This is a genomic window from Microbacterium sp. ZXT2-5 (assembly GCF_055329545.1).
In genome coordinates, this window is record NZ_JBUZWD010000001.1 from 1,943,856 (window position 1) to 1,965,968 (window position 22,113).

Consider the following 22,113-nt stretch of genomic DNA (forward strand, 5'->3'; position numbering starts at 1 on the left):
CGCGATCCGGCGGGCCCGTTCCGCTCTCGGTGAACGCGAATGCGCGATGTCGGCGGCCCGTGCCAGGGTGGGAGCCGCATCCATCCATCGCATGAGCCGGGCTTCGCCATGCCCTGCCGTGCCGCCGCATCCGGGAGACCTCCGTGCTGGCCAAGCTCCTCGTCCGCTACCTGAAGTCATCCGGGTGGCTGCTGCTGGGCGTGCTGGTGTTCCAGTTCGCCTCCGCTCTGGCATCGCTCTACCTGCCGAGCCTCAACGCCGACATCATCGACAACGGCGTCTCCCGGGGCGACACCGACTACATCTGGCGCACCGGCGTGGTCATGCTGACGATCTCGCTCGGCCAGATCGTCGCCGCCATCATCGCGACGTACTTCGCGGCCCGGGCGGCGATGAAGCTCGGCCGCGACATGCGCGACGACATCTTCGAGCGCGTGTCGGCCTTCTCCGAGCGCGAGGTCACCGGCTTCGGCGCGGGCTCCCTCATCACCCGCAACACCAACGACGTGCAGCAGGTGCAGATGCTCACGATGATGGGCGCGACCTTCCTCGTCTCCGCGCCGCTCCTCGCCGTCGGCGGGATCATCCTGGCGATCGACCAGGCGGCGAGCCTCGCCTGGATCCTCGCCATCGCGGTCCCCGTGCTGCTGCTGGTCGCCGGCGTCGTGATCGCCCGCATGGTGCCGCTGTTCCGCAGCTTCCAGGGCAAGCTCGACGGCGTCAACCGCATCATGCGCGAGCAGCTGACCGGCATCCGCGTCATCCGGGCGTTCGTGCGAGAGCCCATCGAAGAGGAGCGCTTTCGCGTCGCGAACACCGACATCATGGTGGTCGGCCGCAAGGTGGGCTCGCTGTTCGTGCTGCTGTTCCCGGCCGTGATGCTCATCCTCAACGTCACGGTCATCGGCGTGATCTGGTTCGGCGGCATGCAGGTCGACAGCGGCGAGATCCAGATCGGCACGCTCTTCGCCTTCATGCAGTACGCCATGATCATCCTCTCGGGCGTCCTCATGGCGAGCTTCATGACGCTGATGATCCCGCGCGCGGCCGTCTCGGCCGAGCGCATCGGCGAAGTCCTCGACACGCGCTCCACGCTGGTGCGCCCGGCGGACGCCGTCGCCGCGTTCCCCGAGCCGGGGGCGGTCGAGTTCCGCGGCGTCACCTTCACCTATCCCGGCGCCGAGCACCCCATCCTCGCGGACGTCACGTTCCGAGCGGATCCGGGTGAGACGGTCGCCGTCGTCGGCTCGACGGGTGCGGGCAAGACGACCCTGGTCTCGCTCATCCCGCGGCTGTTCGACGTCACCGACGGCGCGGTGCTCGTGGGCGGCGTCGACGTCCGGCGGGCAGACCTCGACGCCCTGTGGCGGACGATCGGCCTCGTGCCGCAGCGCCCGTTCCTGTTCACCGGCACCGTCGGCTCCAACCTGCGGTTCGGGCGGGAGGATGCCACCGACGCCGAGCTCTGGCGGGCGCTCGAGATCGCCCAGGCCAGCGACTTCGTCAGCCAGATGGACGGCGGGCTCGACGCGCGCATCGCGCAGGGCGGCACGAACGTGTCGGGCGGCCAGCGCCAGCGCCTCGCGATCGCGCGGGCGATCGTCCACGACCCGCGCGTGCTCGTGTTCGACGACTCGTTCTCGGCGCTCGACCTCACGACGGACGCGAGGCTGAGGCAGGCACTGTGGCGGGAGCTGCCGCACGTCACGAAGATCGTCGTCGCGCAGCGCGTCTCGACGATCATCGACGCCGACCGCATCGTCGTGCTCGACGACGGCGGCGTGGTCGGGCTCGGCACGCACGAGGAGCTGCTCGAGAGCAGCCAGACGTACCGCGAGATCGTCGAATCCCAGCTCGGAGCGGAGGTCGCCCGATGAGTGAGCAGCAGCCCAGGTCTCGCCGCCGCGTTCAGGACGCCGTCGCGGAGCTCAGCGCCGAGGAGAAGGCCGAGATCGAGCTCGGCGAGCAGGCGCGCATCGCCGCGGACGACTGGAGCGGCGCGGTCGCCCCCGGCAAGGCCGCTCACTTCGGTCCGTCGTTCCGTCGCCTGCTCGGGCTGCTCAAGCCGCACGCGGTCGCGTTCACGCTGGCGACGGTCCTCGGCGCGGCGGGCGTCGTGCTCGCCGTGCTGTCGCCGAAGGTGCTCGGCGAGGCGACGAACATCCTCTTCGAGGGCGTCGTGTCGTCGATGGCACCGGCGGGCACCACGAAGGAGCAGGTGGTCGCCGGCCTCGAGGCGCAGGGACAGCAGGATCTCGCGAACATCGTCCAGGCGATGCAGCACTTCGTGCCGGGCGCCGGCGTCGACTTCCTGGCGCTGAGCCGCGTGCTGCTGATCGTGCTCGCACTCTACTTCGCGTCGGCGCTGCTGATGTGGCTGCAGGGCTACGTCATGAACGTCATCATGGTGCGCCTCATCTGGCGCCTCCGCGAAGACGTCGAGGCGAAGGTCAACCGCCTTCCGCTGCGGTACTTCGACCGGGTGCAGCGCGGCGAGCTCATCTCCCGGGTCACCAACGACATCGACAACATCACCCAGATGATGCAGCAGTCGCTGTCGCAGGCGCTCACCGCGGTGCTGACTGTCGTCGGCGTGCTCATCATGATGCTGTCGATCTCGTGGCAGCTGACGCTCGTGGTGCTGGTGAGCTTCCCGCTCATGGGCGTGCTGTTCGGCGTCATCGGGCCGCGCTCGCAGAAGGCGTTCGGCACGCAGTGGCGCAAGGTCGGGCGCCTCAACGCGCGCGTGGAGGAGTCGTTCTCGGGGCACGCGCTGGTCAAGGTGTACGGCCGCGAGCAGAGCTCGCGCGAGGCGTTCCGGGCCGAGAACGAAGAGCTGTACCAGGCGTCGTTCATGGCGCAGTTCCTCTCGAACACGATGATGCCCGCCATGATGTTCATCGGGAACCTCACCTACGTGGGCATCGCGGTCTTCGGAGCGCTCATGGTCGCCGGCGGCCAGCTCCGGCTGGGCGACGTGCAGGCGTTCATCCAGTACTCGCAGCAGTTCACCCAGCCGCTGTCGCAGCTCGGCGGCATGGCTGCCGTGGTGCAATCCGGCACCGCATCCGCGGAGCGGGTCTTCCAGATCCTCGACGAGCCCGAGCAGGAGCCGGATGCCTCCGACGCGCCGGCGCCGGTCGACGGCGACGGGACGATCGAGTTCCAGGACGTGGCGTTCTCCTACTCGGCCGACCACCCGCTCATCCACGACCTGTCGTTCCGCGTCGAGCCCGGGCAGACGGTGGCGATCGTCGGCCCCACGGGTGCCGGCAAGACGACGCTGGTCAACCTGCTCATGCGGTTCTACGAGCTGGACAGCGGGCGCATCCTGCTCAACGGGCAGGACATCTCGCTGCTCACCCGGCGCGACATGCGGGCGAAGACGGGCATGGTGCTCCAGGATCCGTGGCTGTTCGCCGGGACGATCCGCGAGAACATCCGCTATGGCCGTGCCGACGCCACCGACGACGAGATCCTCGCCGCCGCCCGCGCGACGTACGTCGAGCGGTTCGTGCACTCGCTGCCCGACGGCTACGACACGCTCCTCGACGAGGAGGCGTCCAACATCTCGGCGGGCGAGAAGCAGCTGATCACGATCGCGCGCGCGTTCGTGGCGCAGCCGTCCGTGCTGATCCTCGACGAGGCGACGAGCTCGGTCGACACCCGCACCGAGCTGCTGCTGCAGCACGCGATGGCGGCGCTGCGAGAGGGCCGCACGTCGTTCGTGATCGCACACCGCCTGTCGACCATCCGCGACGCCGACCTCATCCTCGTGATGGAGAACGGCGGGATCGTCGAGCAGGGCACGCACGACGAGCTCATCGCCGTCAAGGGCGCGTACTTCCGGCTGTACAACTCGCAGTTCCAGCAGGCCGCGACCGACGTCGACGACGAGGCGCCCGCCCTCGCCGACGCCGGGCAGCCCGATACGGCGCGCGTCGTGCCGGACGACGCGACCGAAGGGGAGACGGCCTCGGTGAGCTGAGACCGCGGGCTCGACAGCAGTCGAGCCCTCGGCATCCGTTCGCAAATGGACGCGCGCGCGCCGACCCCATGGCGCGGGCGGGTAGCGTTTTCTCATGGTCAATTACCGGTACCTCGGAAACAGCGGTCTCAAGGTCAGCGAGATCACCTACGGCAACTGGGTCACCCACGGCTCGCAGGTCGACGACTCCGCCGCCATCGACACCGTCCACGCGGCGCTCGACGCCGGCATCTCGACGTTCGACACGGCGGACACGTACGCCAACACGCTCGCCGAGGAGGTGCTCGGCAAGGCGCTGACCGGCCAGCGGCGCGAGTCCCTCGAGATCTTCACGAAGGTGTACTGGCCGACGGGTCCCAAGGGCCCGAACGACACCGGGCTCAGCCGCAAGCACATCCTCGAGTCGATCAACGGTTCGCTCAAGCGCCTCGGCACCGACTACGTCGACCTCTACCAGGCGCACCGCTACGACTACGAGACCCCGATCGAAGAGACGTTCCAGGCGTTCGCCGACATCGTGCGCCAGGGCAAGGCGCTCTACATCGGCGTATCGGAGTGGACGGCGGAGCAGCTTCGCGAGGGCCACGCCCTGGCCAAGAGCTACGGCATCCAGCTCATCTCCAACCAGCCGCAGTACTCGGCGCTGTGGCGCGTCATCGAGGGCAAGGTCGTTCCGGCGTCCGAGGAGCTCGGCATCTCCCAGATCGTGTGGTCGCCGATGGCGCAGGGCGTCCTGTCGGGCAAGTACCTTCCCGGCCAGCCGCTCCCCGAGGGGTCGCGCGCGACCGACGAGAAGAGCGGCGCGCAGTTCATCCAGCGCTTCATGCGCGACGAGGTGCTCGAGGCCGTGCAGCGCCTGAAGCCCGTCGCCGAGCAGGCGGGGCTGAGCCTGCCGCAGCTGGCGATCGCGTGGGTGCTGCAGAACAAGAACGTCGCGTCGGCGCTCGTCGGGGCATCCCGTCCAGAGCAGCTCGCCGACACCGTCAAGGCCTCGGGCGTCGTGCTCGACGCCGACACGATGTCCGCGATCGACGCCGCGCTCTCCGGCGTGGTCTACGACGACCCGGAGGACACCTACACGGTCTCGCCCAAGACCCGCGTGGTCTGACATGGTCACCAGTGCCGGCATCCTGCTGTACCGGATCCAGCCCGAGCCCCAGGTGCTCATCGCGCACATGGGCGGGCCGTTCTGGGCGGGCAAGGATGCCGGCGCGTGGTCCATCCCCAAGGGGGAGTTCACCGAAGGCGAAGGCGCGCTGGATGCCGCGCGCCGCGAGTTCCGCGAGGAGCTCGGCATCGACCCGCCCGAGCCGCCCTACGCCGAGCTCGGCACGTTCGCCTACTCGTCGGGCAAGCGCGTCACGGTGTTCGTCGCCGACGGCAGCGGATTCTCGCTGGACGGCCTCGAGTTCGGCGAGTTCGAGCTGGAATGGCCGCCGCGCTCGGGGCGGACGGCGTCGTTCCCCGAGGTCGACCGTGTCGAATGGACCGCGACGGATGCCGCACGCGAGCGCCTCGTGAAGGGTCAGCGTCCGGCGATCGATGCGCTGGAGCAGCATCTCGCGGAGGCCTTCTCCTCCGGTCCCTGAGCCCGTCCGGGGCCTTGCGGGGGCCGTGAGGGCGGCGGAGACTGTCCGGGTCGGATCCGCACGAGAGGAACACCATGGCCCACGGCGACATCACGCACATCGACATTCCCGTCACCGACCTCGGCAAGGCGGCCCAGTTCTACTCCGGCCTGTTCGGCTGGCAGATCGCCGAGGTGCCCGGCTTCGAGGGCTACCCCATGTGGCAGGCGCCGAACAAGATCTCGGGGGGCGGCCTCGCTCCGCGCGGGGAGGGCTTCACGCAGCCCCGCTCGTACGTCGAGGTCGATTCCATCGACGAGACGGTCGCGGCGGCGAAGGATGCCGGCGCCACGGTGCTGATGGAGAAGGACCAGATCTCTCCCACGAGCTGGTGGGCCGTGATCGCCGACCCCGACGGGAACGCGATCGGCCTCTACGAGGGCACGACCGACGCCTGAGCCCTCCGGGCGCAGCTCTGAGGTTCAGCGGCCGTTCTTCGGACGCGTCGAGACGTCGATCCGGTCCTGGGCGCCGAGTGACGACCACGCGCTCGCGACGCCCTTCGCGGCGTGCTCGGACGCGCGCACCGCCCGCTCGTCGGCCCACGCGTTGAGCACGTGGCCGGAGTGGCCGCGCACGTGCTCGAGCACGACGTCGGGAAGCCCGGCGGCTCGCCGGGCGTCGCGGGCGACGATGAGCTGCTCGAGGATGTCGACGTTCTTCGTCGGTGCGCCGGTCGAGGTCTTCCAGCCGCGGCGGCGGTGGCCGTCCATCCACTTCGTGTATGTGTCGATGGCGTACTTCGAGTCGGCCTGCACGACGAGGTTCGGAACGTCGGCGTGGTCCTCGATGGCTTTCAGCAGTCCGGTGAGCTCGCCGACGTTGTTGGTCCCGACCGGGATCGACCCGGCGGCCCAGTGGCCGTCCTCACCGACCCACGCCCACCCCGTCGGTCCGGGGTTGCCCTTGCAGGCTCCGTCGGTGGCAACGATGTAGCGGGGCGCGTCGGTCACTCGGGCAAGGCTACCCGGCCCCGGACCCGCCCCCGTCCGCGCGGAGCCCGGCCCGGGTGCCGCCTTCGCCGCCGTCGCGCTCGGCCCGCCACTCGGCCGCGAGCTGCGGCATCCGCTCCGACAGGTATCGCAGGAAGTCGGCGATCTCGTGCGCGCGGGCGGCGGACAGGGGTGCGTCCGCGTTGTCCTCGGCGATGCGGTCGAGGTAGGCCGCGAGGCTGCCGTACAGCGGCGCGTTCGCCGCGATCATGCCCGACCAGGAGTCGTCCGCGAGGTCGTAGCGATCGCGGCGGTCGCCCGGTCGCGACAGCCGGTGGATGAGCCGCATCGACACCAGGTAGCGCACCGCCCCCGACACCGCTGCCGGCGAGACGCCGAGTCGCTCGGCGAGCTCCGCAGCGGTGTAGCCGTCGTCGGGCGAGCCGGCGAGCGCCATCATGACCCGCGCGGGCATGCGCGGCATCCCCACCGCGTTCAGCATCGCCGCGGCCTGCTCGGCCGGTTCGGTCCCCGGGTGATCTGTCGGCATGGGTCCTATCCTGCCGACGCCAGCTCGCGACGGCGCATCAGCGACAGGGAGGCCACGGCCCCGGCGCCCGTGGCGAGCACCAGCCACCACAGCCCCCGCAGGTCGACCGCATCGCCGTCGACGAAGGGCGTGACCGCGATCGGCGAGGCCTGCACGAGCCACTCCGGGAAGCCGAAGAGCGGGCCGAACAGTCCCAGCGCCATGCCGAGGAGCACCAGCGACCACCCGAGGGGGATCGTCGCGCGCGGCACCAGCACGAAGGCGAGAGCCGTCACGACGAGGAAGACGGATGCCGCCGCCACCTGCCCCGCGCCGGTCACCAGCACCGTGCGCATGAGGTCCGTGTCGCCGTCCTGCCCCGCGATGCCGAGCGCCGCCCCGGCGATCGCCGCGGCGATCACCAGAACCACGCCGATGAGCGCGACGACGAGGTAGTCGGCGAGCCACCGCACGCGTCCGACGGGTGCTGCCAGCAGCGGCTCGGCGGTGCCGTGCGCCTCCTCCTGCCGTGCGCGGCAGACGACCTGCACCGCGCAGCAGGCGGCGAGGACCCCCAGCATGGTGAAGAACGTCGTGATGGTGCCCTGCTGGACGCTGCCCGCTCCGGAGATCTGGCGGAGGATCTGCTCGACGGCGGGGTTGGATGCGCCGATCTCCTCGACCAGGGAGGCGAGCGAGGTCGACAGGACGCCGATCAGGAAGCCTCCGACGGCCCAGCCGAGCACGGCGCCGCGGGTGAGCCGCCACACCAGTGCCATCGGTCCCGACAGGGCCGGTGAGGCATCCGCACGGCCCAGCCGTTCGGCGATGAAGCTGCCGCCGAGGTCGCGCGCCGCGACGAGGACGGCCGACACGGCGGCCAGTACCGCACCCACGCCGAGGGAGAGCAGCGCCGGCCACCACAGGTTCTCATCGAACGCCCGCGTGTTCTCGCCCCACCCGAAGGGGGAGAGCCACGTGAGCCACGAGCTCTCCATGCGCGTGAGGTCGTCGCTCGGCGTGCCGATCGCGTTGCCGAAGCCCGCGATCACGAAGGTCGCAATGAGCGTCCAGACCGCGAGCGAGTTCGCTCCGCGGGAGGTGCGCATGAGCTGGGCGGCGAGGAGCCCGACGCCGAGGAATGTCACGCCGACCGCGCCCGTCGCGGTCCCGGCCAGCAGCGCGCCTTCGGCCTCGGCCCCGACCGCGAGGAACGCACTCGCCACCAGCGCCGCCAGCAGCGCGTTCGCGAGCAGACCGTGAAGGGCGGTGGCCGCGAACGGCATCGTCCGTGCCGCCGGCGTCGCGGCGACGAGCTCGGCCCGCCCGGTCTCCTCGTCGCCGCGGGTGTGCCGCACGGCGAGGAACGTGCTCATGAATGCGGCGAGGATCGCCAGCCACGGGAAGATGAGGAAGATCATGAAGGCGCCCTCGTCGGCGCCCGACGGCAGCCCGCGGAACATCAGGATCACGGGGTTCGCCAGCGCCGCCGCCAGGAGGGAGGTGCGGTCCTGAGCGGTGCCGTACGCGTCTCGCACCCCGATGAACGACGCGTAGGCGAGGAGCGCCGTGCCGACGCCCCACAGCAGCACCTGCAGCCAGTCGCGCCGCGCGCGCTGGCCGAGCAGCGCGAGCAGGCGGTTCATCGCAGCTCCGGTTCGCCGGTGCGCTCGGGAGTGAGTGCCGCCAGGTCGTCGCCGTAGTGCCGCAGGAACAGCTCCTCCAGCGACGGCGGGGCGATGCGAAGGCCCGCGACGCCCCGGGCGGCGAGCTCGGGCAGCGTGCCCGCGACGGAGTCGCTGTCGACGGTGAAGCGCACCCGCCCGTCGTCGGCCACGACGTCATGGGCGGTGGCGATGCCGGCCGCGCTCGCGGCATCCGTCCCCTCGAACGAGATCTCGGTGCGCGTCAGGTGCCGCAGGTCTGCAAGCGTGCCGGACTCCACGACCCGGCCGGCGCGGATGATCGAGACCCGGTCGCACAGCTGCTCGACCTCCGAGAGGATGTGGCTCGACAGCAGCACCGTCGCGCCGCCGGCCCGCACGCGGGCGATCTCCCGGCGGAACATGACGTCCATCAGCGGGTCGAGGCCGCTCGTGGGCTCGTCGAGGATGTAGAGGTCGGCGGGCACCGCGAAGGCGGCGATGAGCGCCACCTTCTGCCGGTTGCCCTTGGAGTACGCCCGGCCCTTCTTGCGCGGATCGAACTGGAACGCCTCGATCAGGCGCTCCTTCTCGGTGCGGTAGGCGGCGTCGTTTCGTGACGCGCCGCGCAGCCGCGACATCAGGTCGATCGCCTCGCCGCCGGACAGATTGGGCCACACGCTCACGTCGCCGGGCACGTACGCGATCCGGCGGTGCAGCGCGACGGCGTCCCGCCACGGCTCCTGGCCGAAGACGGATGCCTCGCCCGACGTCTTGCGCGCGAGCCCGAGCAGCACGCGGATCGTGGTCGACTTGCCGGCACCGTTCGGGCCGAGGAAGCCGTGGACCTGACCTTCGTCGACGGTGAGGTCCAAGCCGTCGAGAGCGTGGACGCGGCCGTAGTGCTTGGTGAGGTCGCGCGTGTTGATGACAGTGGTCATGGCGCTGAAGGTACGCCGATTTCACAAATTCCTGAAGACTCCTCACGCTTTCCTCACGGTCGGCGCGAAGCCCGGGGGCTGCGGCGATGGCCCCGCAGCGTCGAGCGTCGGGAAAATGTATACCTACGCCGCGCAGGGACCCGCTCCACTCGCACTGACGACGCCGAATGTATACACTGGCTGAGATGCAGGACGAGGAGGTGGTGCGAATGCGCGCGAGCGACCGCGCCTATGCGACCCTCCTCGACGAGATCCAGTCGGGCATGCTGCGTCCGGGCGCCGTCCTCGGAGAGGTCGAGCAGGCCGCGCGGCTCGGCGTGAGCCGCACCCCGCTGCGCGAAGCGCTCGGCCGCCTCGCGGCGGACGGCCTCGTCGCCCAGCAGTCTCCGCGGGTCACCGTGGTCACCGCGATCGACGCCGAAGACATCCGCGAGATCTTCGAGGTGCGCCGCGCCCTCGAGGAGTCGGCGGCCCGCCTCGCCGCCGAGCGCGGCGACGCCGCGGCCTTCGCCGACCTCGCCCGCGACTTCGCCCGCGTCGACCTTCCCGGCGACGGCGGCCGGTCCGGCGGCGCCGACGTGCGCGACGCCTACTACGCGCTGATCGCGCGCTTCGACCTCGCCCTGGACACCGCCGTCGCCAACGACTACCTCACCGCGGCGCTGCGCACCGTGCGCACCCACCTGGTGCGGGTGCGGCGGCTGGCGCGCGACAATCCCGGCCGGCTCGCGGCATCCGTCTCGGAGCACCGGCTCATCGCCTCGGCGATCGCGGCGCGCGACGCCGACCTCGCCGCGCACGCCACCCACGTGCACCTGCACAACGCGCTCACCAACATCCTCGATTCCCTCGACGCCTCGACGGGCTCCGCGGCCGAACCGGTCCCCGCGACCGCCTCGGCCGCCGGGCCCGGCGAAGGGCAGTGACACCGAAAGGCCGGCCATGACCGTGATCCACCACCTCCGCGTCCACCGCAGCGACGAGCACCTCGTGCGGGAAGGGCAGCTGGCCTGGCATATCGCCGAGGTCGCGGCCGACCCTGTCGAGGTCGACGCCGACGTCGTCGACATGATCATCAACCGCGTGATCGACAACGCGGCGGTGGCTGCGGCATCCCTCACCCGCGCCCCGGTGAGCGCTGCCCGCCAGCAGGCGCTCGACCACGCCGTGTCGGTCGGCGGCTCGGGGGCGACGGTGTTCGGCTGCGCCCTGGACCGCAAGACGAGCCCGGAGTGGGCGGCGTGGGCCAACGGGGTCGCGGTGCGCGAGCTGGACTACCACGACACGTTCCTCGCGGCCGACTACTCGCACCCCGGCGACAACATCCCGCCGATCGTCGCCGTCGCCCAGCACGTGGGCGCCGACGGCGGGGCGCTGGTGCGCGGGCTCGCGACCGGCTACGAGATCCAGATCGACCTCGTCCGTGCGATCTGCCTCCACAAGCACAAGATCGATCACGTCGCCCACCTCGGCCCGTCGGCCGCTGCCGGCATCGGCACGCTCCTCGGCCTCCCGGTCGAGACGATCTACCAGGCCGTCGGTCAGGCCCTGCACACCACGACCGCGACGCGCCAGTCGCGCAAGGGCGAGATCTCCACCTGGAAGGCGCACGCCCCGGCCTTCGCCGGCAAGATGGCGGTCGAGGCCGTCGACCGGGCGATGCGGGGCGAGACCTCCCCGAGCCCGATCTACGAGGGCGAGGACGGCGTGATCGCGTGGCTCCTGGACGGGCCGGATGCCACGTACGAGGTGCCGCTGCCGGGCGCGGGCGAGCCCAAGCGCGGCATCCTCGACTCGTACACGAAGGAGCACTCGGCCGAGTACCAGGCGCAGGCCTGGATCGATCTCGCGCGCAAGCTGCACGGCGAGCGCCCCGACCTCGCCGACCCGGCGAACGTCGAGTCGATCGTGCTGCACACCTCGCACCACACCCACTACGTCATCGGCTCCGGGGCGAACGACCCGCAGAAGTACGACCCGACCGCGTCGCGCGAGACGCTGGACCACTCGATCCCGTACATCTTCGCGGTCGCACTGCAGGACGGCGGCTGGCACCACGTGGACTCGTACACTCCCGGGCGCGCGGGCCGCGCCGACACCGTCGAGCTGTGGCAGAAGATCACGACGGCCGAAGACGCGGAGTGGACGCGCCGCTACCACTCCGACGACCCGAACGAGAAGGCCTTCGGCGGCCGCGTCGAGATCCGTCTCACCAGCGGCGAGACCGTCGTCGACGAGATCGCCGTGGCCGACGCCCACCCGCTCGGCGCGCGGCCGTTCGCGCGCGAGGACTACGTGCGCAAGTTCCGCACCCTCGCCGAGGGCGTGCTCGCCGCGGATGAGATCGAGCGATTCCTCGACCTGGCGCAGCGCCTGCCCGAGCTCACCCCCGAAGAGGTGCAGCAGCTCACGATCGTCGCCGACTTCGGGGTGCTCGCCGCCGCCCCGGCGCCGAAGGGGCTGTTCTGATGCTGTACTCCACCGTGCCGGCGCACGAGAAGCGGCGGCGGTTCCGGGAGCGGCTGGCGAGCGGGGAGCTGCTGCGGTTCCCCGGCGCCTTCAATCCGCTCAGCGCCCGGCTCATCGAGCGCAAGGGCTTCGAGGGCGTCTACATCTCGGGTGCCGTCCTCAGCGCCGACCTCGGGCTGCCCGACATCGGCCTGACGACGCTCACGGAGGTCGCCGGCCGTGGGCAGCAGATCGCCCGCATGACCGACCTGCCCGCGATCATCGACGCGGACACCGGGTTCGGCGAGCCGATGAACGTCGCCCGCACGATCCAGACGCTCGAGGATGCGGGCCTGGCCGGCACCCACATCGAGGACCAGATCAATCCGAAGCGCTGCGGCCACCTCGACGGCAAGGCCGTCGTCGACGAGGACACTGCGATCAAGCGCATCCGCGCCGCCGCCGACGCGCGCCGCGATCCGGACTTCCTCATCATGGCGCGCACCGACATCCGTGCGGTGGAGGGGCTGGATGCCGCGACCCGGCGTGCGAAGGCCCTCGTCGACGCCGGGGCCGACGCGATCTTCCCCGAGGCCATGCGCACCCTCGACGAGTTCGCCGCGATCCGCGCGGCGGTGGACGTGCCGATCCTGGCGAACATGACCGAGTTCGGGAAGTCCGAGCTGTTCTCGGTGGATCAGCTCCGCGACGTCGGGGTCAACATCGTGATCTGGCCCGTCTCGCTGCTGCGGATCGCCATGGGCGCGGCATCCCGCGCCCTCGATACGCTCTCAGACGAAGGGCACCTCACGTCCAGGCTCGACGAGATGCAGCACCGCGCCGACCTCTACGACCTCATCGACTACGAGCAGTACAACCAGTTCGACACCAGCGTCTTCAACTTCCAGATCGCCCGCTGAGGAGAGCACCAGCCATGACCGAACCCGACATCAAGAAGGGCCTCGCCGGCGTCGTCGTCGACTACACGGCGGTCTCGAAGGTGAACCCCGAGACGAACTCGCTGCTGTACCGGGGGTACCCCGTGCAGGAGCTGGCGGCCACCCAGCCGTTCGAAGCCGTCGCCTACCTGCTGTGGCACGGTGAGCTGCCCACCGACGTGCAGCTCGCGCAGCTGCGCGCGACCGAACGGGCCTACCGGCACCTGCCCGCCGACGTGCGCGCGGCGATCGACCTCGTGCCGATCGACGCGCACCCTATGGACGAGGTGCGCACCGCGGTCAGCCTCATCGGCGCGCGCGACCTCGCCGGCACCGGCTCGGTGCTCGAGGTGAGCGGCAGCGCCGAGGAGAACCTGGCGCGCAGCATCCGCCTGTTCGCCGTGCTTCCCGCGATCGTCGCCTATGGCCAGCGCCGCCGCCGGGGCCAGCAGCCGATCGCGCCGCGGGACGACCTGGACTACGCCGCGAACTTCCTCTGGATGACCTTCGGCGAGGAGGCCGACGAGGTCGTCGTCGACGCGTTCAACCGCTCGATGATCCTCTACGCCGAGCACTCCTTCAACGCCTCGACGTTCACGGCGCGCGTCATCACCTCGACGCTCAGCGACCTGTACTCCGCGGTCGTGGGCGCCATCGGCGCGCTCAAGGGGCCGCTGCACGGCGGCGCCAACGAGGCCGTGCTCCACATCTTCGACGAGATCGGCGACGCCTCGAACGTCGGGCCGTGGCTCGACCAGGCGCTCGCCGAGAAGCGCAAGATCATGGGCTTCGGCCACCGCGTGTACAAGCGCGGCGACTCGCGCGTGCCCACGATGAAGGCCGCCCTCGACACGCTCGTCGAGCACTACGACCGGCCCGACGTGGCCGCCCTGTACGACGCGCTCGAATCCCAGTTCGTCGAGCGCAAGGGCATCTACCCCAACCTCGACTACCCGTCGGGTCCGGCGTACAACCTGATGGGCTTCGACACGCTCAGCTTCACGCCGCTGTTCGTCGCCGCGCGCGTCACCGGCTGGACCGCGCACATCACGGAGCAGCTGGCGTCGAACGCGCTCATCCGCCCGCTGTCGGAGTACAACGGTCCCGACGAGCGCCACATCGAGGGGTACGTTCCGGATGCCGCGACCCTCGAAGCCGCGAAGCGCGCGGAGGAGCCGGCGGGATGACCCCATGAGCCTGTGGCACGACCTCGAGGGCGTCGACCTCGTGGCGATGGCGCCGGGGACGCTGATCGAGCACCTCGGGATCGAGATCGTCGAGATCCGCGACGACGCGCTGGTGGGACGGATGCCGGTGGACCACCGCACCGTGCAGCCGGCGGGCGTGCTCCACGGCGGCGCCTCGGTCGCGCTCGCCGAGACGCTCGCGTCGTGGGCCGGCCACCTCGCGGTGGACCGCGAGCGGTTCCACGTGGTGGGGATGGAGATCAACGCCAACCACCTGCGGCCGGTCTCAGGCGGTTCGGTGACGGCGACGGTGACGCCGATCAACGTCGGCCGCCGTGCGCACGTCTGGGAGATCCGGATCGTGGACGACGCCGGCAAGCTCGTGTGCATCTCGCGGTGCACGCTCGCGGTGATCGAGCAGCGTTCGACCTACGCGACCCCCGACGCCAGGGCCTGACCCGTCTGCCGCAGGGCGGAGCGGCCGCCGGTGCGCGGCATCCGTCGCCGACTTAGGCTCGTTCTCAGGAGGACTCCCATGCCCGAAGCCGTCATCGTCGACGTCGTCCGCACCCCCTCGGGGCGCGGCAAGCCCGGGGGAGCGCTCAGCGCGGTGCATCCGGTCGACCTCGCGGCGGGCGTGCTGCGGTCGCTGCTCGAGCGCAACGGGCTCCAGTCGCGTCAGGTCGACGACGTGCTCATGGGCTGCGTGAGCCAGATCGGCGACCAGTCGATGAACATCGCGCGGCAGGCGGTCCTCGCCGCGGGCTTCGACGAGACGGTCCCGGCCGCCACGATCGACCGCCAGTGCGGATCGAGTCAGCAGGCCGCGCACTTCGCCGCGCAGGGCGTGATCGCCGGCGCCTACGACATCGTGATCGCCGCCGGCGTCGAGTCCATGAGCCGCGTGCCGCTCGGGTCGTCGCGCGCCGGCGGGAGCATCGCCGAGGGCCTCGCCCACCGCTATCCCGAGGGACTGGTGAACCAGGGCGTCTCGGCCGAGCTGATCGCGCAGAAGTGGGATCTCGACCGCGGGCAGCTGGACGCCTACGCCGCCGAGTCGCATCGACGGGCGGCGGATGCCTGGTCCCGCGGCGCCTTCGATTCCCAGGTGCTGCCCGTGCTCGCCGGCGGCGCGGACGCGGTGGCGTTCGACGAGACGGTGCGCCCGGGGACGACGGCGGAGGGGCTGGCCGGGCTGGGCCCCGCCTTCCGCACCGACGCGCTCGCCGAGCGCTTCCCCGACCTCGACTGGCGGATCACGGCGGGCACGTCGTCGCCCCTCACGGACGCGGCATCCGCCGTCCTCATCATGAGCGAGGAGAGGGCGGTCGCACTCGGCCTGACGCCCCGCGCGCGCTTCCACGCGTTCGCCGTCGTCGGGGACGACCCGATGCTCATGCTCACGGGCCCGATCCCGGCGACCCGCCGCATCCTCGACCGCACCGGACTGTCGATCGACGACCTCGACGCCTACGAGGTCAACGAGGCCTTCGCCTCGGTGCCGCTCGCGTGGCAGCGGGAGCTCGGCGCGGACCCTGCCCGCCTCAACCCGTGGGGCGGGGCCATCGCGCTCGGCCACGCCGTCGGCGCGTCGGGCACGCGACTGCTCGGCACGCTGGTCTCGTACCTCGAGGCGACCGGCGGCCGCTACGGCCTGCAGACGATGTGCGAGGGCGGCGGCATGGCCAACGCCACCGTCATCGAGCGGCTCTGACGCCGGCGGGTCGAGCCGCCCCGACGTCCCAGGCGAAACACCACGATTCGGACGAGACACCGCAACGCACCGTGGTGTCTCGTCGCGGACGTGGTGTTTGCCCGCTGCCTTGCCGACCGCGGGACGGAAGCGCGCCGGGCGGGGGCGCTGCAAGCGGTTGCGCGATGCGCGCGGGGACGGATGCCGGGGAGCGCGGCTAGCGCCAGATGAAAGGCTTCTCATGCTGTAAGCGCTTGCAACATCGGTGAATCCGCTGCTAGCGTCGGCCGCACACACTCCCCATCCGGCACGTCGCCGTGCCATCGCCCCACCTGGAGCCTCCGTGTCGAAGACGACCTCCACCCGTGTCCGCCGCGCTGCCGCGACTCTTGCCGCCGCCGCCTTGATCGTCACCGGGGGAGTGGTCGCCGCAGCGCCCGCCGCCGCCGCCGACCGCACGTTCGCCCTCGTCGGCAGCCTGCAGTCCGAGATCGGCTGCAGCGGGGACTGGCAGCCCGACTGTGCCGCGACCGAACTCGTCGCGACCGCGGACGCCGGCGTGTACGCGGCGGAGTTCGAGGTGCCCGCCGGCTCGTACGAGTACAAGGTCGCCGTGAACGACACGTGGGACGAGGCGTACGGCCGCGACGGCGAGAACATCCCGCTGACGATCGCCGGCCCGGCGACGCTCCGCTTCCTCTTCGACGACACCACCCACCGCGTCGGCCTCGAGGCGGTGACCCTCCGCGCCGGCTACACCGCCGACGACGACGCGCTGGTCGCCGCTCCGGTGCGGCAGCCGGGCAGCCAGGAGCAGTTCTACTTCGTCATGACGGACCGCTTCGCCAACGGCGACGCGTCGAACGACCAGGGCGGGCTCGAGGGCGACCGCCTCGCGACGGGCTTCGACCCGGCCGACAAGGGCTTCTTCCACGGCGGCGACATCGCGGGGCTGCGCGAGAACCTGGACTACATCGACGGCCTCGGCACGACGGCGATCTGGCTGACCCCCAGCTTCAAGAACCGTCCGGTGCAGGGTGAGGGCGCGAACGCCAGCGCGGGCTACCACGGCTACTGGATCACCGACTTCACGCAGATCGATCCGCACCTCGGCACCAACGCCGAGCTCGAGGCGCTCATCGCCGAAGCCCATGCCAAGGGCATCAAGGTCTACTTCGACATCATCACGAACCACACCGCCGACGTCATCTCGTACGCCGAAGGCCAGTACTCGTACGTCGACCAGGCCACCAGCCCGTACCGCGACGCGAGCGACGCCGCCTTCGACCCTGCGACCTACGCCGGCACCGGGTCATTCCCCGACCTCGACGCCGAGACGTCGTTCCCGTACACGCCGGTGATCGCTGCCGGCGACGAGTCCGCGAAGACGCCGGCGTGGCTCAACGACCCGACGCTGTACCACAACCGCGGCAATTCGACCTGGTCGGGCGAGTCCGTCACCTACGGCGACTTCGACGGCCTCGACGACCTCATGACCGAGCATCCGACCGTCGTGAGCGGGTTCGTCGAGGTGTACCAGGACTGGATCGACCTCGGCATCGACGGCTTCCGCATCGACACCGCCAAGCACGTGAACTTCGAGTTCTGGGAGCAGTGGACCGCCGAGGTGCTCGACTACGCCCGCGACGTCAAGGGCAAGAAGGACTTCTTCATGTTCGGCGAGGTGTACGACGCCGACCCGGTGAAGCTCGCGCCGTACGTCCGCGAGACCGACATGTCGAGCGTGCTCGACTTCACCTTCCAGTCCTCCGCTGTGAGCTTCGCCGCCGGCAACAGCGCCAAGGGCCTGCAGAGCCTCTACGCCGGTGACGACTGGTACACCACCCCCGACTCGTCGGCGACGGCCCTGCCGACCTTCCTCGGCAACCACGACATGGGCCGCGTCGGCTTCATGCTGCGCAACAGCGACAACGCGCTCGAACGCGACCTGCTGGCGCACGACCTGATGTTCCTCGGCCGCGGCCAGCCCGTCGTCTACTACGGCGACGAGCAGGGCTTCGTCGGCGCGGAGCCCGGCAACGACAAGAGCGCGCGGCAGTCGCTGTTCGCCTCGCAGGTCACCGAGTACCAGGACCAGAACCTGATCACGGGCGAGATCGCCGGAGCGGTCGACCGCTACGCCACCGATGCGCCGGTCTACGCGCACGTGGCCGAGCTCGCCGCACTGCGCGCGGCCCACCCTGCGCTCGTCACCGGCGCGCAGATCGAGCGCCACGCCGACAGCGGCGCGGGCGTCTACGCCTTCTCGCGCGTCGACCGCGACGAGAAGGTCGAATACCTGGTCGCGCTCAACAACACGACGGCCGAGAAGACGGTCGCGCTGACCACGCTCACCCGGAGCACGGCCTTCGCGCCGGTCTACGGCACGACGACCGGGATCACGACGGATGCCTCGGCCGCGGCATCCGTCACCGTCCCGGCGCTCTCGGCCGTGGTATATCGCGCCGACGCGCCCGTCACGGCCCCCGAGGCGCCGCTCGCGGTCGCGGTCTCGGCACCGGCCCCCGGTGCGGGCGTCAGCGGCTCCACGCCGATCTCCGCCGACGTGGACGACGCGACCTGGACCGAGACGAGCTTCGCCTGGCGCGTGGTCGGCTCCGCCGAATGGCACGCGCTCGGCACCGCAGAGGATTCCGACCCGCGCGTCTTCCACACGGTGGAGGGGCTCGCGGACGGCACGCTCGTCGAGTACCGCGCCGTGACGACGGATGCCGCGGGCGGCCACGCCGCCGCGTCCACCTACGCCTCCGTGGGCGACCCGGTGACGCTGGAGGTCTCCGAGGAGCCGGAGTCGCCGATCTCGATGGTGACCGTCCCGGGCAGCCTCAATGACGAGATGGGGTGCGCCGGTGACTGGGCGCCCGCCTGCGAGGCCGCGAAGCTGACGCTGCGCGCCGACGGCATCTGGGCGGGCACGTTCGACCTTCCCGCCGGCGAATACGAGTACAAGGTCGCCATCGACGGCTCGTGGGCGATCAACTACGGCGCGAACGGCGTGCGCGACGGCTCGAACATCGCCATCGACCACCCCGGCGGTGAGATCACGTTCTACTTCGACCCGCGGTCGAACGTCGTCCAGTCGACGGCGGAGGGTCCGATCGTGACGGTGCCCGGCTCGTACCAGAGCGAAGCGGGGTGCGCCGGTGACTGGGCGCCCGACTGCCTCGCGAGCCTCATGGCCGACGGCGACAAGGACGGCGTCTACGAGCTCTCGGTCACGCTTCCGGCGGGCGCCTACGAGGCGAAGGTCGCCCACGGCATGAGCTGGAGCGAGAACTACGGCGTGGGCGGGGCGCCCGGCGGGTCGAACTACTCGTTCACCGCCGAGGAGGGATCACCCGTCGTCTTCCGGTACACCCTCGCGACGCACGTGCTCGACATCGGCGGCGAGGGCATCGCGGGCCTCGGTGAGGAGCGCGCGCACTGGATCGACGAGCGCACCATCGCCTGGCCGGCCGACCTCGGGGCCGACGTCGCGGCGACCTGGCAGCTGCACGCATCCCTGGACGCGACTCTCGCGCTGGAGGAGGGCGCGGTGGTCGGGGGCGCCGCGATCGACCTGACCCGCATCGACGGCGGCCTCACCGACGAGCAGGAGGAGCGGTTCCCGGCGCTGGTGGGCTTCATTGCGCTGGAGGTGGCCGACGGGACGGATGCCGCAGCCCTGCTCCGCGGGCAGCTGATGGTGTCGCAGCGCGACGCCGACGGCGCGATCCGCGCCTTCACCGGCGTGCAGATCCCCGGCGTCCTCGACGACCTCTACGCGGACGTCGTCGCCGACGTGGAGCTCGGTGTGTCGTTCGACGGCAAGAAGCCGACGTTCCGCCTGTGGGCGCCGACCGCGCAGGCCGCGACGCTGCTGACGCGGGACGCCGGCGCCGACGGCGACGCCGCACGTCACGAGGCGACGTGGGACGAGGCATCCGGAATCTGGACCGTCGAGGGCGGGAAGAAGCTCAAGGGCGACGAGTACCTGTGGGAGGTCGTCGTCTACGCGCCGACCACCGGGGCGATCGAGACCAACCAGGTCACCGACCCGTACTCCCTCGCGCTCACCCTGAACTCCGAGCGCTCCGTCGCCGTCGACCTCGATGACAAGTCGTGGCGGCCCAAGGCGTGGGAGAAGACCGAGGCTCCCGTCGTGGATCGCCCCGTCGACCGCGCGATCTACGAGCTGCACGTGCGCGACTTCTCGATCACCGATGAGTCGGTGCCCGAGGCCGAGCGCGGGACGTACACGGCGTTCACGCGCGACAGCGCGGGGACCGCGCAGCTGCGCGAGCTCGCGGACGCCGGCATCAACACCGTGCACCTGCTGCCCACGTTCGACATCGCGACCATCGAGGAGGACCGGTCGAAGCAGGCGGTGCCCGCCTGCGACCTGGCCTCGTTCGCGCCGGACGGCACGGAGCAGCAGGCGTGCATCGAGGCGGTCGTCGACGCCGACGGCTTCAACTGGGGCTACGACCCGTACCACTACACGGTGCCCGAGGGCTCCTACGCCACCGATCCAGAGGGCGGTGCGCGCGTCGCCGAGTTCCGTTCGATGGTCGGCGCCCTCCACGGGATGGGTCTGCAGGTCGTGCTCGACCAGGTCTTCAACCACACCGCGCAGTCGGGCCAGGAGGCCAAGTCCGTCCTCGACCAGGTCGTGCCCGGCTACTACCACCGTCTCAACCCGGCCGGCGGCGTCGAGACCTCGACGTGCTGCCAGAACGTGGCGACCGAGCACGAGGTCGCGCAGAAGCTCATGGTCGACTCGGTCGTGACGTGGGCGCGTGACTACAAGGTCGACGGCTTCCGCTTCGACCTCATGGGCCACCACTCGAAGGCGAACATGCTCGCCATCCGCGATGCGCTCGACGAGCTGACGCTCGAGCATGACGGCGTCGACGGCGAGGCGATCTACCTGTACGGCGAGGGCTGGAACTTCGGCGAGGTCGCGAACAACGCCCTGTTCGAGCAGGCCACCCAGGGTCAGCTCGGCGGCACCGGCATCGGCACGTTCTCCGACCGGCTGCGCGACGCCGTCCACGGCGGCAGCCCGGTCGACGGCGGCTCGAAGTTCTACCAGGGCTTCGGCACGGGTCTGGCCACCGACCCGAACGGCAGCGACCGGTCGGCGCCGGGCGACCCCTTCGCCGACCTCGCGCACAAGACCGACCTGGTGAAGCTGGGACTCGCGGGCAACCTGCGCGACTTCTCGTTCACCGCCTCCGACGGCACCGTGAAGGCCGGAGACGAGCTGGACTACAACGGCTCGCCCGCCGGGTACGCCGACCAGCCCGACGAGGTCATCACCTACGTCGACGCGCACGACAACGAGACGCTGTACGACCTCGGCGTGCTGAAGCTGCCGGCCGACACCCCGATGGCGGACCGCGTGCGCATGAACACCCTGTCGCTCGCGACCACCGCCTACTCCCAGACCCCGTCGTTCTGGCACGCCGGCACGGAGCTCCTCCGCTCGAAGTCGCTCGACCGCAACAGCTACAACTCGGGCGACTGGTTCAATCGCATCGACTGGACCGGCCAGGAGTCCACGTTCGGCTCGGGCCTGCCCCGCGAGGGCGACAACGGGAGCCACTGGGACGACCTCGCGCCGCTCCTGGCAGACCCCGCGAACAAGCCGGGTGCGTCCGACATCGCCGCGGCCGAGGCATCCGCCCTCGATCTGCTCCGCGTGCGCGAGCAGGTGGGTCTGCTGCGTCTCGGGTCCGCCGGCCTGATCGAGCAGAAGGTCTCGTTCCCGAACAGCGGGACGGATGCCGCTCCCGGCGTCATCGTCATGCTCATCGACGATCTGGTGGGCGCCGACGTCGATCCCGCGCTGAAGGGTGCGCTCGTGGTGTTCAACGCGGGCACCGAGACCACGACGCAGACCATCTCGGAGCTCGAGGGTCGGCCGTTCTCGCTGGCGCCGGCGCTCGCCCAGGGTGCCGACCCCGTCGTGAAGACGACCACGTGGGACGCCGCCAGCGGCACGGTCACCGTCCCGGCCCGCACGGCGGTGGTGCTCGTCGAGACCCAGCGGCGCTGACTCACCGGCGCTCGCCCGTCACGTGGCGGGCGAGCGCCGGGAGCTCGTCCGCTGGGGGGGGGGGGGGGGGGCAGCGCCTCCTCCACAGGGCGCCGGATCGCGTGCTCCAGACGGGTTATCCACTG

16 protein-coding genes are annotated in these 22,113 nt (G+C 70.9%); 12 read left to right on the forward strand and 4 right to left on the reverse strand.

Going from position 1 to position 22,113, the window contains the following annotated elements:
* The first annotated feature begins 143 nt into the window (after nucleotides 1-143).
* From ACZBH1_RS08530 to ACZBH1_RS08550, 5 genes are all read left to right on the forward strand, one after another.
* Entirely contained in the window at nucleotides 144-1,877 is a 1,734-nt protein-coding gene (locus ACZBH1_RS08530; protein WP_463646134.1) for an ABC transporter ATP-binding protein, read from the forward strand.
* On the forward strand, nucleotides 1,874-3,988 hold the full coding sequence (locus tag ACZBH1_RS08535) for an ABC transporter ATP-binding protein (RefSeq protein ID WP_463646135.1): 2,115 nt from the start codon (nucleotides 1,874-1,876) through the stop codon (nucleotides 3,986-3,988). The genes ACZBH1_RS08530 and ACZBH1_RS08535 overlap by 4 nt, the downstream gene beginning before the upstream one ends.
* Before the next feature lie 94 nt (nucleotides 3,989-4,082).
* Nucleotides 4,083-5,096 carry an aldo/keto reductase family protein gene (locus ACZBH1_RS08540; protein ID WP_463646136.1) on the forward strand — a complete coding sequence of 338 codons (1,014 nt, stop codon included), beginning with the start codon at nucleotides 4,083-4,085 and terminating at the stop codon, nucleotides 5,094-5,096.
* A 1-nt stretch (nucleotide 5,097) separates the two neighbouring features.
* Nucleotides 5,098-5,577 carry an NUDIX hydrolase gene (locus tag ACZBH1_RS08545; RefSeq protein ID WP_463646137.1) on the forward strand — a complete coding sequence of 160 codons (480 nt, stop codon included), beginning with the start codon at nucleotides 5,098-5,100 and terminating at the stop codon, nucleotides 5,575-5,577.
* A 74-nt stretch (nucleotides 5,578-5,651) separates the two neighbouring features.
* Complete coding sequence (locus ACZBH1_RS08550; protein WP_336394409.1) at nucleotides 5,652-6,014, forward strand: VOC family protein; 363 nt, start codon at nucleotides 5,652-5,654, stop codon at nucleotides 6,012-6,014.
* 24 nt (nucleotides 6,015-6,038) lie between these two features.
* On the opposite strand, the gene ACZBH1_RS08555 is transcribed toward ACZBH1_RS08550, so the two are convergent.
* From ACZBH1_RS08555 to ACZBH1_RS08570, 4 genes are read right to left on the reverse strand one after another with little or no spacing between them, the layout of a single operon-like run.
* Complete coding sequence (locus ACZBH1_RS08555) at nucleotides 6,039-6,569, reverse strand: ribonuclease H family protein (RefSeq protein WP_336394410.1); 531 nt, start codon at nucleotides 6,567-6,569, stop codon at nucleotides 6,039-6,041.
* A 10-nt stretch (nucleotides 6,570-6,579) separates the two neighbouring features.
* Entirely contained in the window at nucleotides 6,580-7,098 is a 519-nt protein-coding gene (locus ACZBH1_RS08560) for a GbsR/MarR family transcriptional regulator (protein ID WP_336394411.1), read from the reverse strand.
* Nucleotides 7,099-7,103: 5 nt separating this feature from the next.
* A complete protein-coding gene (locus tag ACZBH1_RS08565; protein WP_463646138.1) occupies nucleotides 7,104-8,723 on the reverse strand; it encodes an ABC transporter permease in 1,620 nt (539 codons plus the stop codon).
* The gene (locus ACZBH1_RS08570; protein ID WP_463646139.1) at nucleotides 8,720-9,661 is read right to left on the reverse strand and encodes an ABC transporter ATP-binding protein; all 942 of its coding nucleotides are present in this window, start codon (nucleotides 9,659-9,661) and stop codon (nucleotides 8,720-8,722) included. Before ACZBH1_RS08570 ends, ACZBH1_RS08565 begins: the two co-directional genes overlap by 4 nt.
* Before the next feature lie 209 nt (nucleotides 9,662-9,870).
* Here ACZBH1_RS08570 and ACZBH1_RS08575 point away from each other — a divergent pair, with 209 nt between their 5' ends.
* The 7 genes from ACZBH1_RS08575 (at nucleotide 9,871) to pulA (ending at nucleotide 21,988) form a co-directional block, all read left to right on the forward strand.
* Entirely contained in the window at nucleotides 9,871-10,587 is a 717-nt protein-coding gene (locus ACZBH1_RS08575) for a GntR family transcriptional regulator (protein ID WP_336395042.1), read from the forward strand.
* Between the two features lie 16 nt (nucleotides 10,588-10,603).
* The gene (locus ACZBH1_RS08580) at nucleotides 10,604-12,130 is read left to right on the forward strand and encodes an MmgE/PrpD family protein (RefSeq protein WP_463646140.1); all 1,527 of its coding nucleotides are present in this window, start codon (nucleotides 10,604-10,606) and stop codon (nucleotides 12,128-12,130) included.
* Nucleotides 12,130-13,029: a methylisocitrate lyase gene (prpB, locus tag ACZBH1_RS08585; protein WP_336394415.1), complete on the forward strand. Its 900-nt coding sequence runs from the start codon at nucleotides 12,130-12,132 to the stop codon at nucleotides 13,027-13,029. The genes ACZBH1_RS08580 and prpB overlap by 1 nt, the downstream gene beginning before the upstream one ends.
* A 14-nt stretch (nucleotides 13,030-13,043) precedes the next feature.
* A complete protein-coding gene (locus ACZBH1_RS08590) occupies nucleotides 13,044-14,234 on the forward strand; it encodes a bifunctional 2-methylcitrate synthase/citrate synthase (RefSeq protein ID WP_463646141.1) in 1,191 nt (396 codons plus the stop codon).
* Between the two features lie 4 nt (nucleotides 14,235-14,238).
* Nucleotides 14,239-14,691 carry a hotdog fold thioesterase gene (locus ACZBH1_RS08595; RefSeq protein ID WP_463646142.1) on the forward strand — a complete coding sequence of 151 codons (453 nt, stop codon included), beginning with the start codon at nucleotides 14,239-14,241 and terminating at the stop codon, nucleotides 14,689-14,691.
* A gap of 78 nt (nucleotides 14,692-14,769) precedes the next feature.
* Nucleotides 14,770-15,948, forward strand: coding sequence for a thiolase family protein (locus ACZBH1_RS08600; RefSeq protein ID WP_463646143.1), 1,179 nt, complete (start codon nucleotides 14,770-14,772; stop codon nucleotides 15,946-15,948).
* A gap of 322 nt (nucleotides 15,949-16,270) precedes the next feature.
* Nucleotides 16,271-21,988: a pullulanase-type alpha-1,6-glucosidase gene (pulA, locus tag ACZBH1_RS08605; protein ID WP_463646144.1), complete on the forward strand. Its 5,718-nt coding sequence runs from the start codon at nucleotides 16,271-16,273 to the stop codon at nucleotides 21,986-21,988.
* The last annotated feature ends 125 nt before the right edge of the window (nucleotides 21,989-22,113 follow it).

Excerpts from the sequence above, each read along its gene's own strand:
- ACZBH1_RS08535 (WP_463646135.1), top strand. The coding sequence starts at position 1,874 with ATGAGTGAGCAGCAGCCCAGGTCTCGCCGCCGCGTTCAGGACGCCGTC.
- ACZBH1_RS08570 (WP_463646139.1), bottom strand. The coding sequence starts at position 9,661 with ATGACCACTGTCATCAACACGCGCGACCTCACCAAGCACTACGGCCGC.
- ACZBH1_RS08560 (WP_336394411.1), bottom strand. The coding sequence starts at position 7,098 with ATGCCGACAGATCACCCGGGGACCGAACCGGCCGAGCAGGCCGCGGCG.
- ACZBH1_RS08575 (WP_336395042.1), top strand. The coding sequence starts at position 9,871 with ATGCGCGCGAGCGACCGCGCCTATGCGACCCTCCTCGACGAGATCCAG.
- ACZBH1_RS08545 (WP_463646137.1), top strand. The coding sequence starts at position 5,098 with ATGGTCACCAGTGCCGGCATCCTGCTGTACCGGATCCAGCCCGAGCCC.
- ACZBH1_RS08580 (WP_463646140.1), top strand. The coding sequence starts at position 10,604 with ATGACCGTGATCCACCACCTCCGCGTCCACCGCAGCGACGAGCACCTC.
- ACZBH1_RS08590 (WP_463646141.1), top strand. The coding sequence starts at position 13,044 with ATGACCGAACCCGACATCAAGAAGGGCCTCGCCGGCGTCGTCGTCGAC.
- ACZBH1_RS08600 (WP_463646143.1), top strand. The coding sequence starts at position 14,770 with ATGCCCGAAGCCGTCATCGTCGACGTCGTCCGCACCCCCTCGGGGCGC.
- ACZBH1_RS08540 (WP_463646136.1), top strand. The coding sequence starts at position 4,083 with ATGGTCAATTACCGGTACCTCGGAAACAGCGGTCTCAAGGTCAGCGAG.
- prpB (WP_336394415.1), top strand. The coding sequence starts at position 12,130 with ATGCTGTACTCCACCGTGCCGGCGCACGAGAAGCGGCGGCGGTTCCGG.
- ACZBH1_RS08595 (WP_463646142.1), top strand. The coding sequence starts at position 14,239 with ATGAGCCTGTGGCACGACCTCGAGGGCGTCGACCTCGTGGCGATGGCG.
- ACZBH1_RS08550 (WP_336394409.1), top strand. The coding sequence starts at position 5,652 with ATGGCCCACGGCGACATCACGCACATCGACATTCCCGTCACCGACCTC.
- ACZBH1_RS08565 (WP_463646138.1), bottom strand. The coding sequence starts at position 8,723 with ATGAACCGCCTGCTCGCGCTGCTCGGCCAGCGCGCGCGGCGCGACTGG.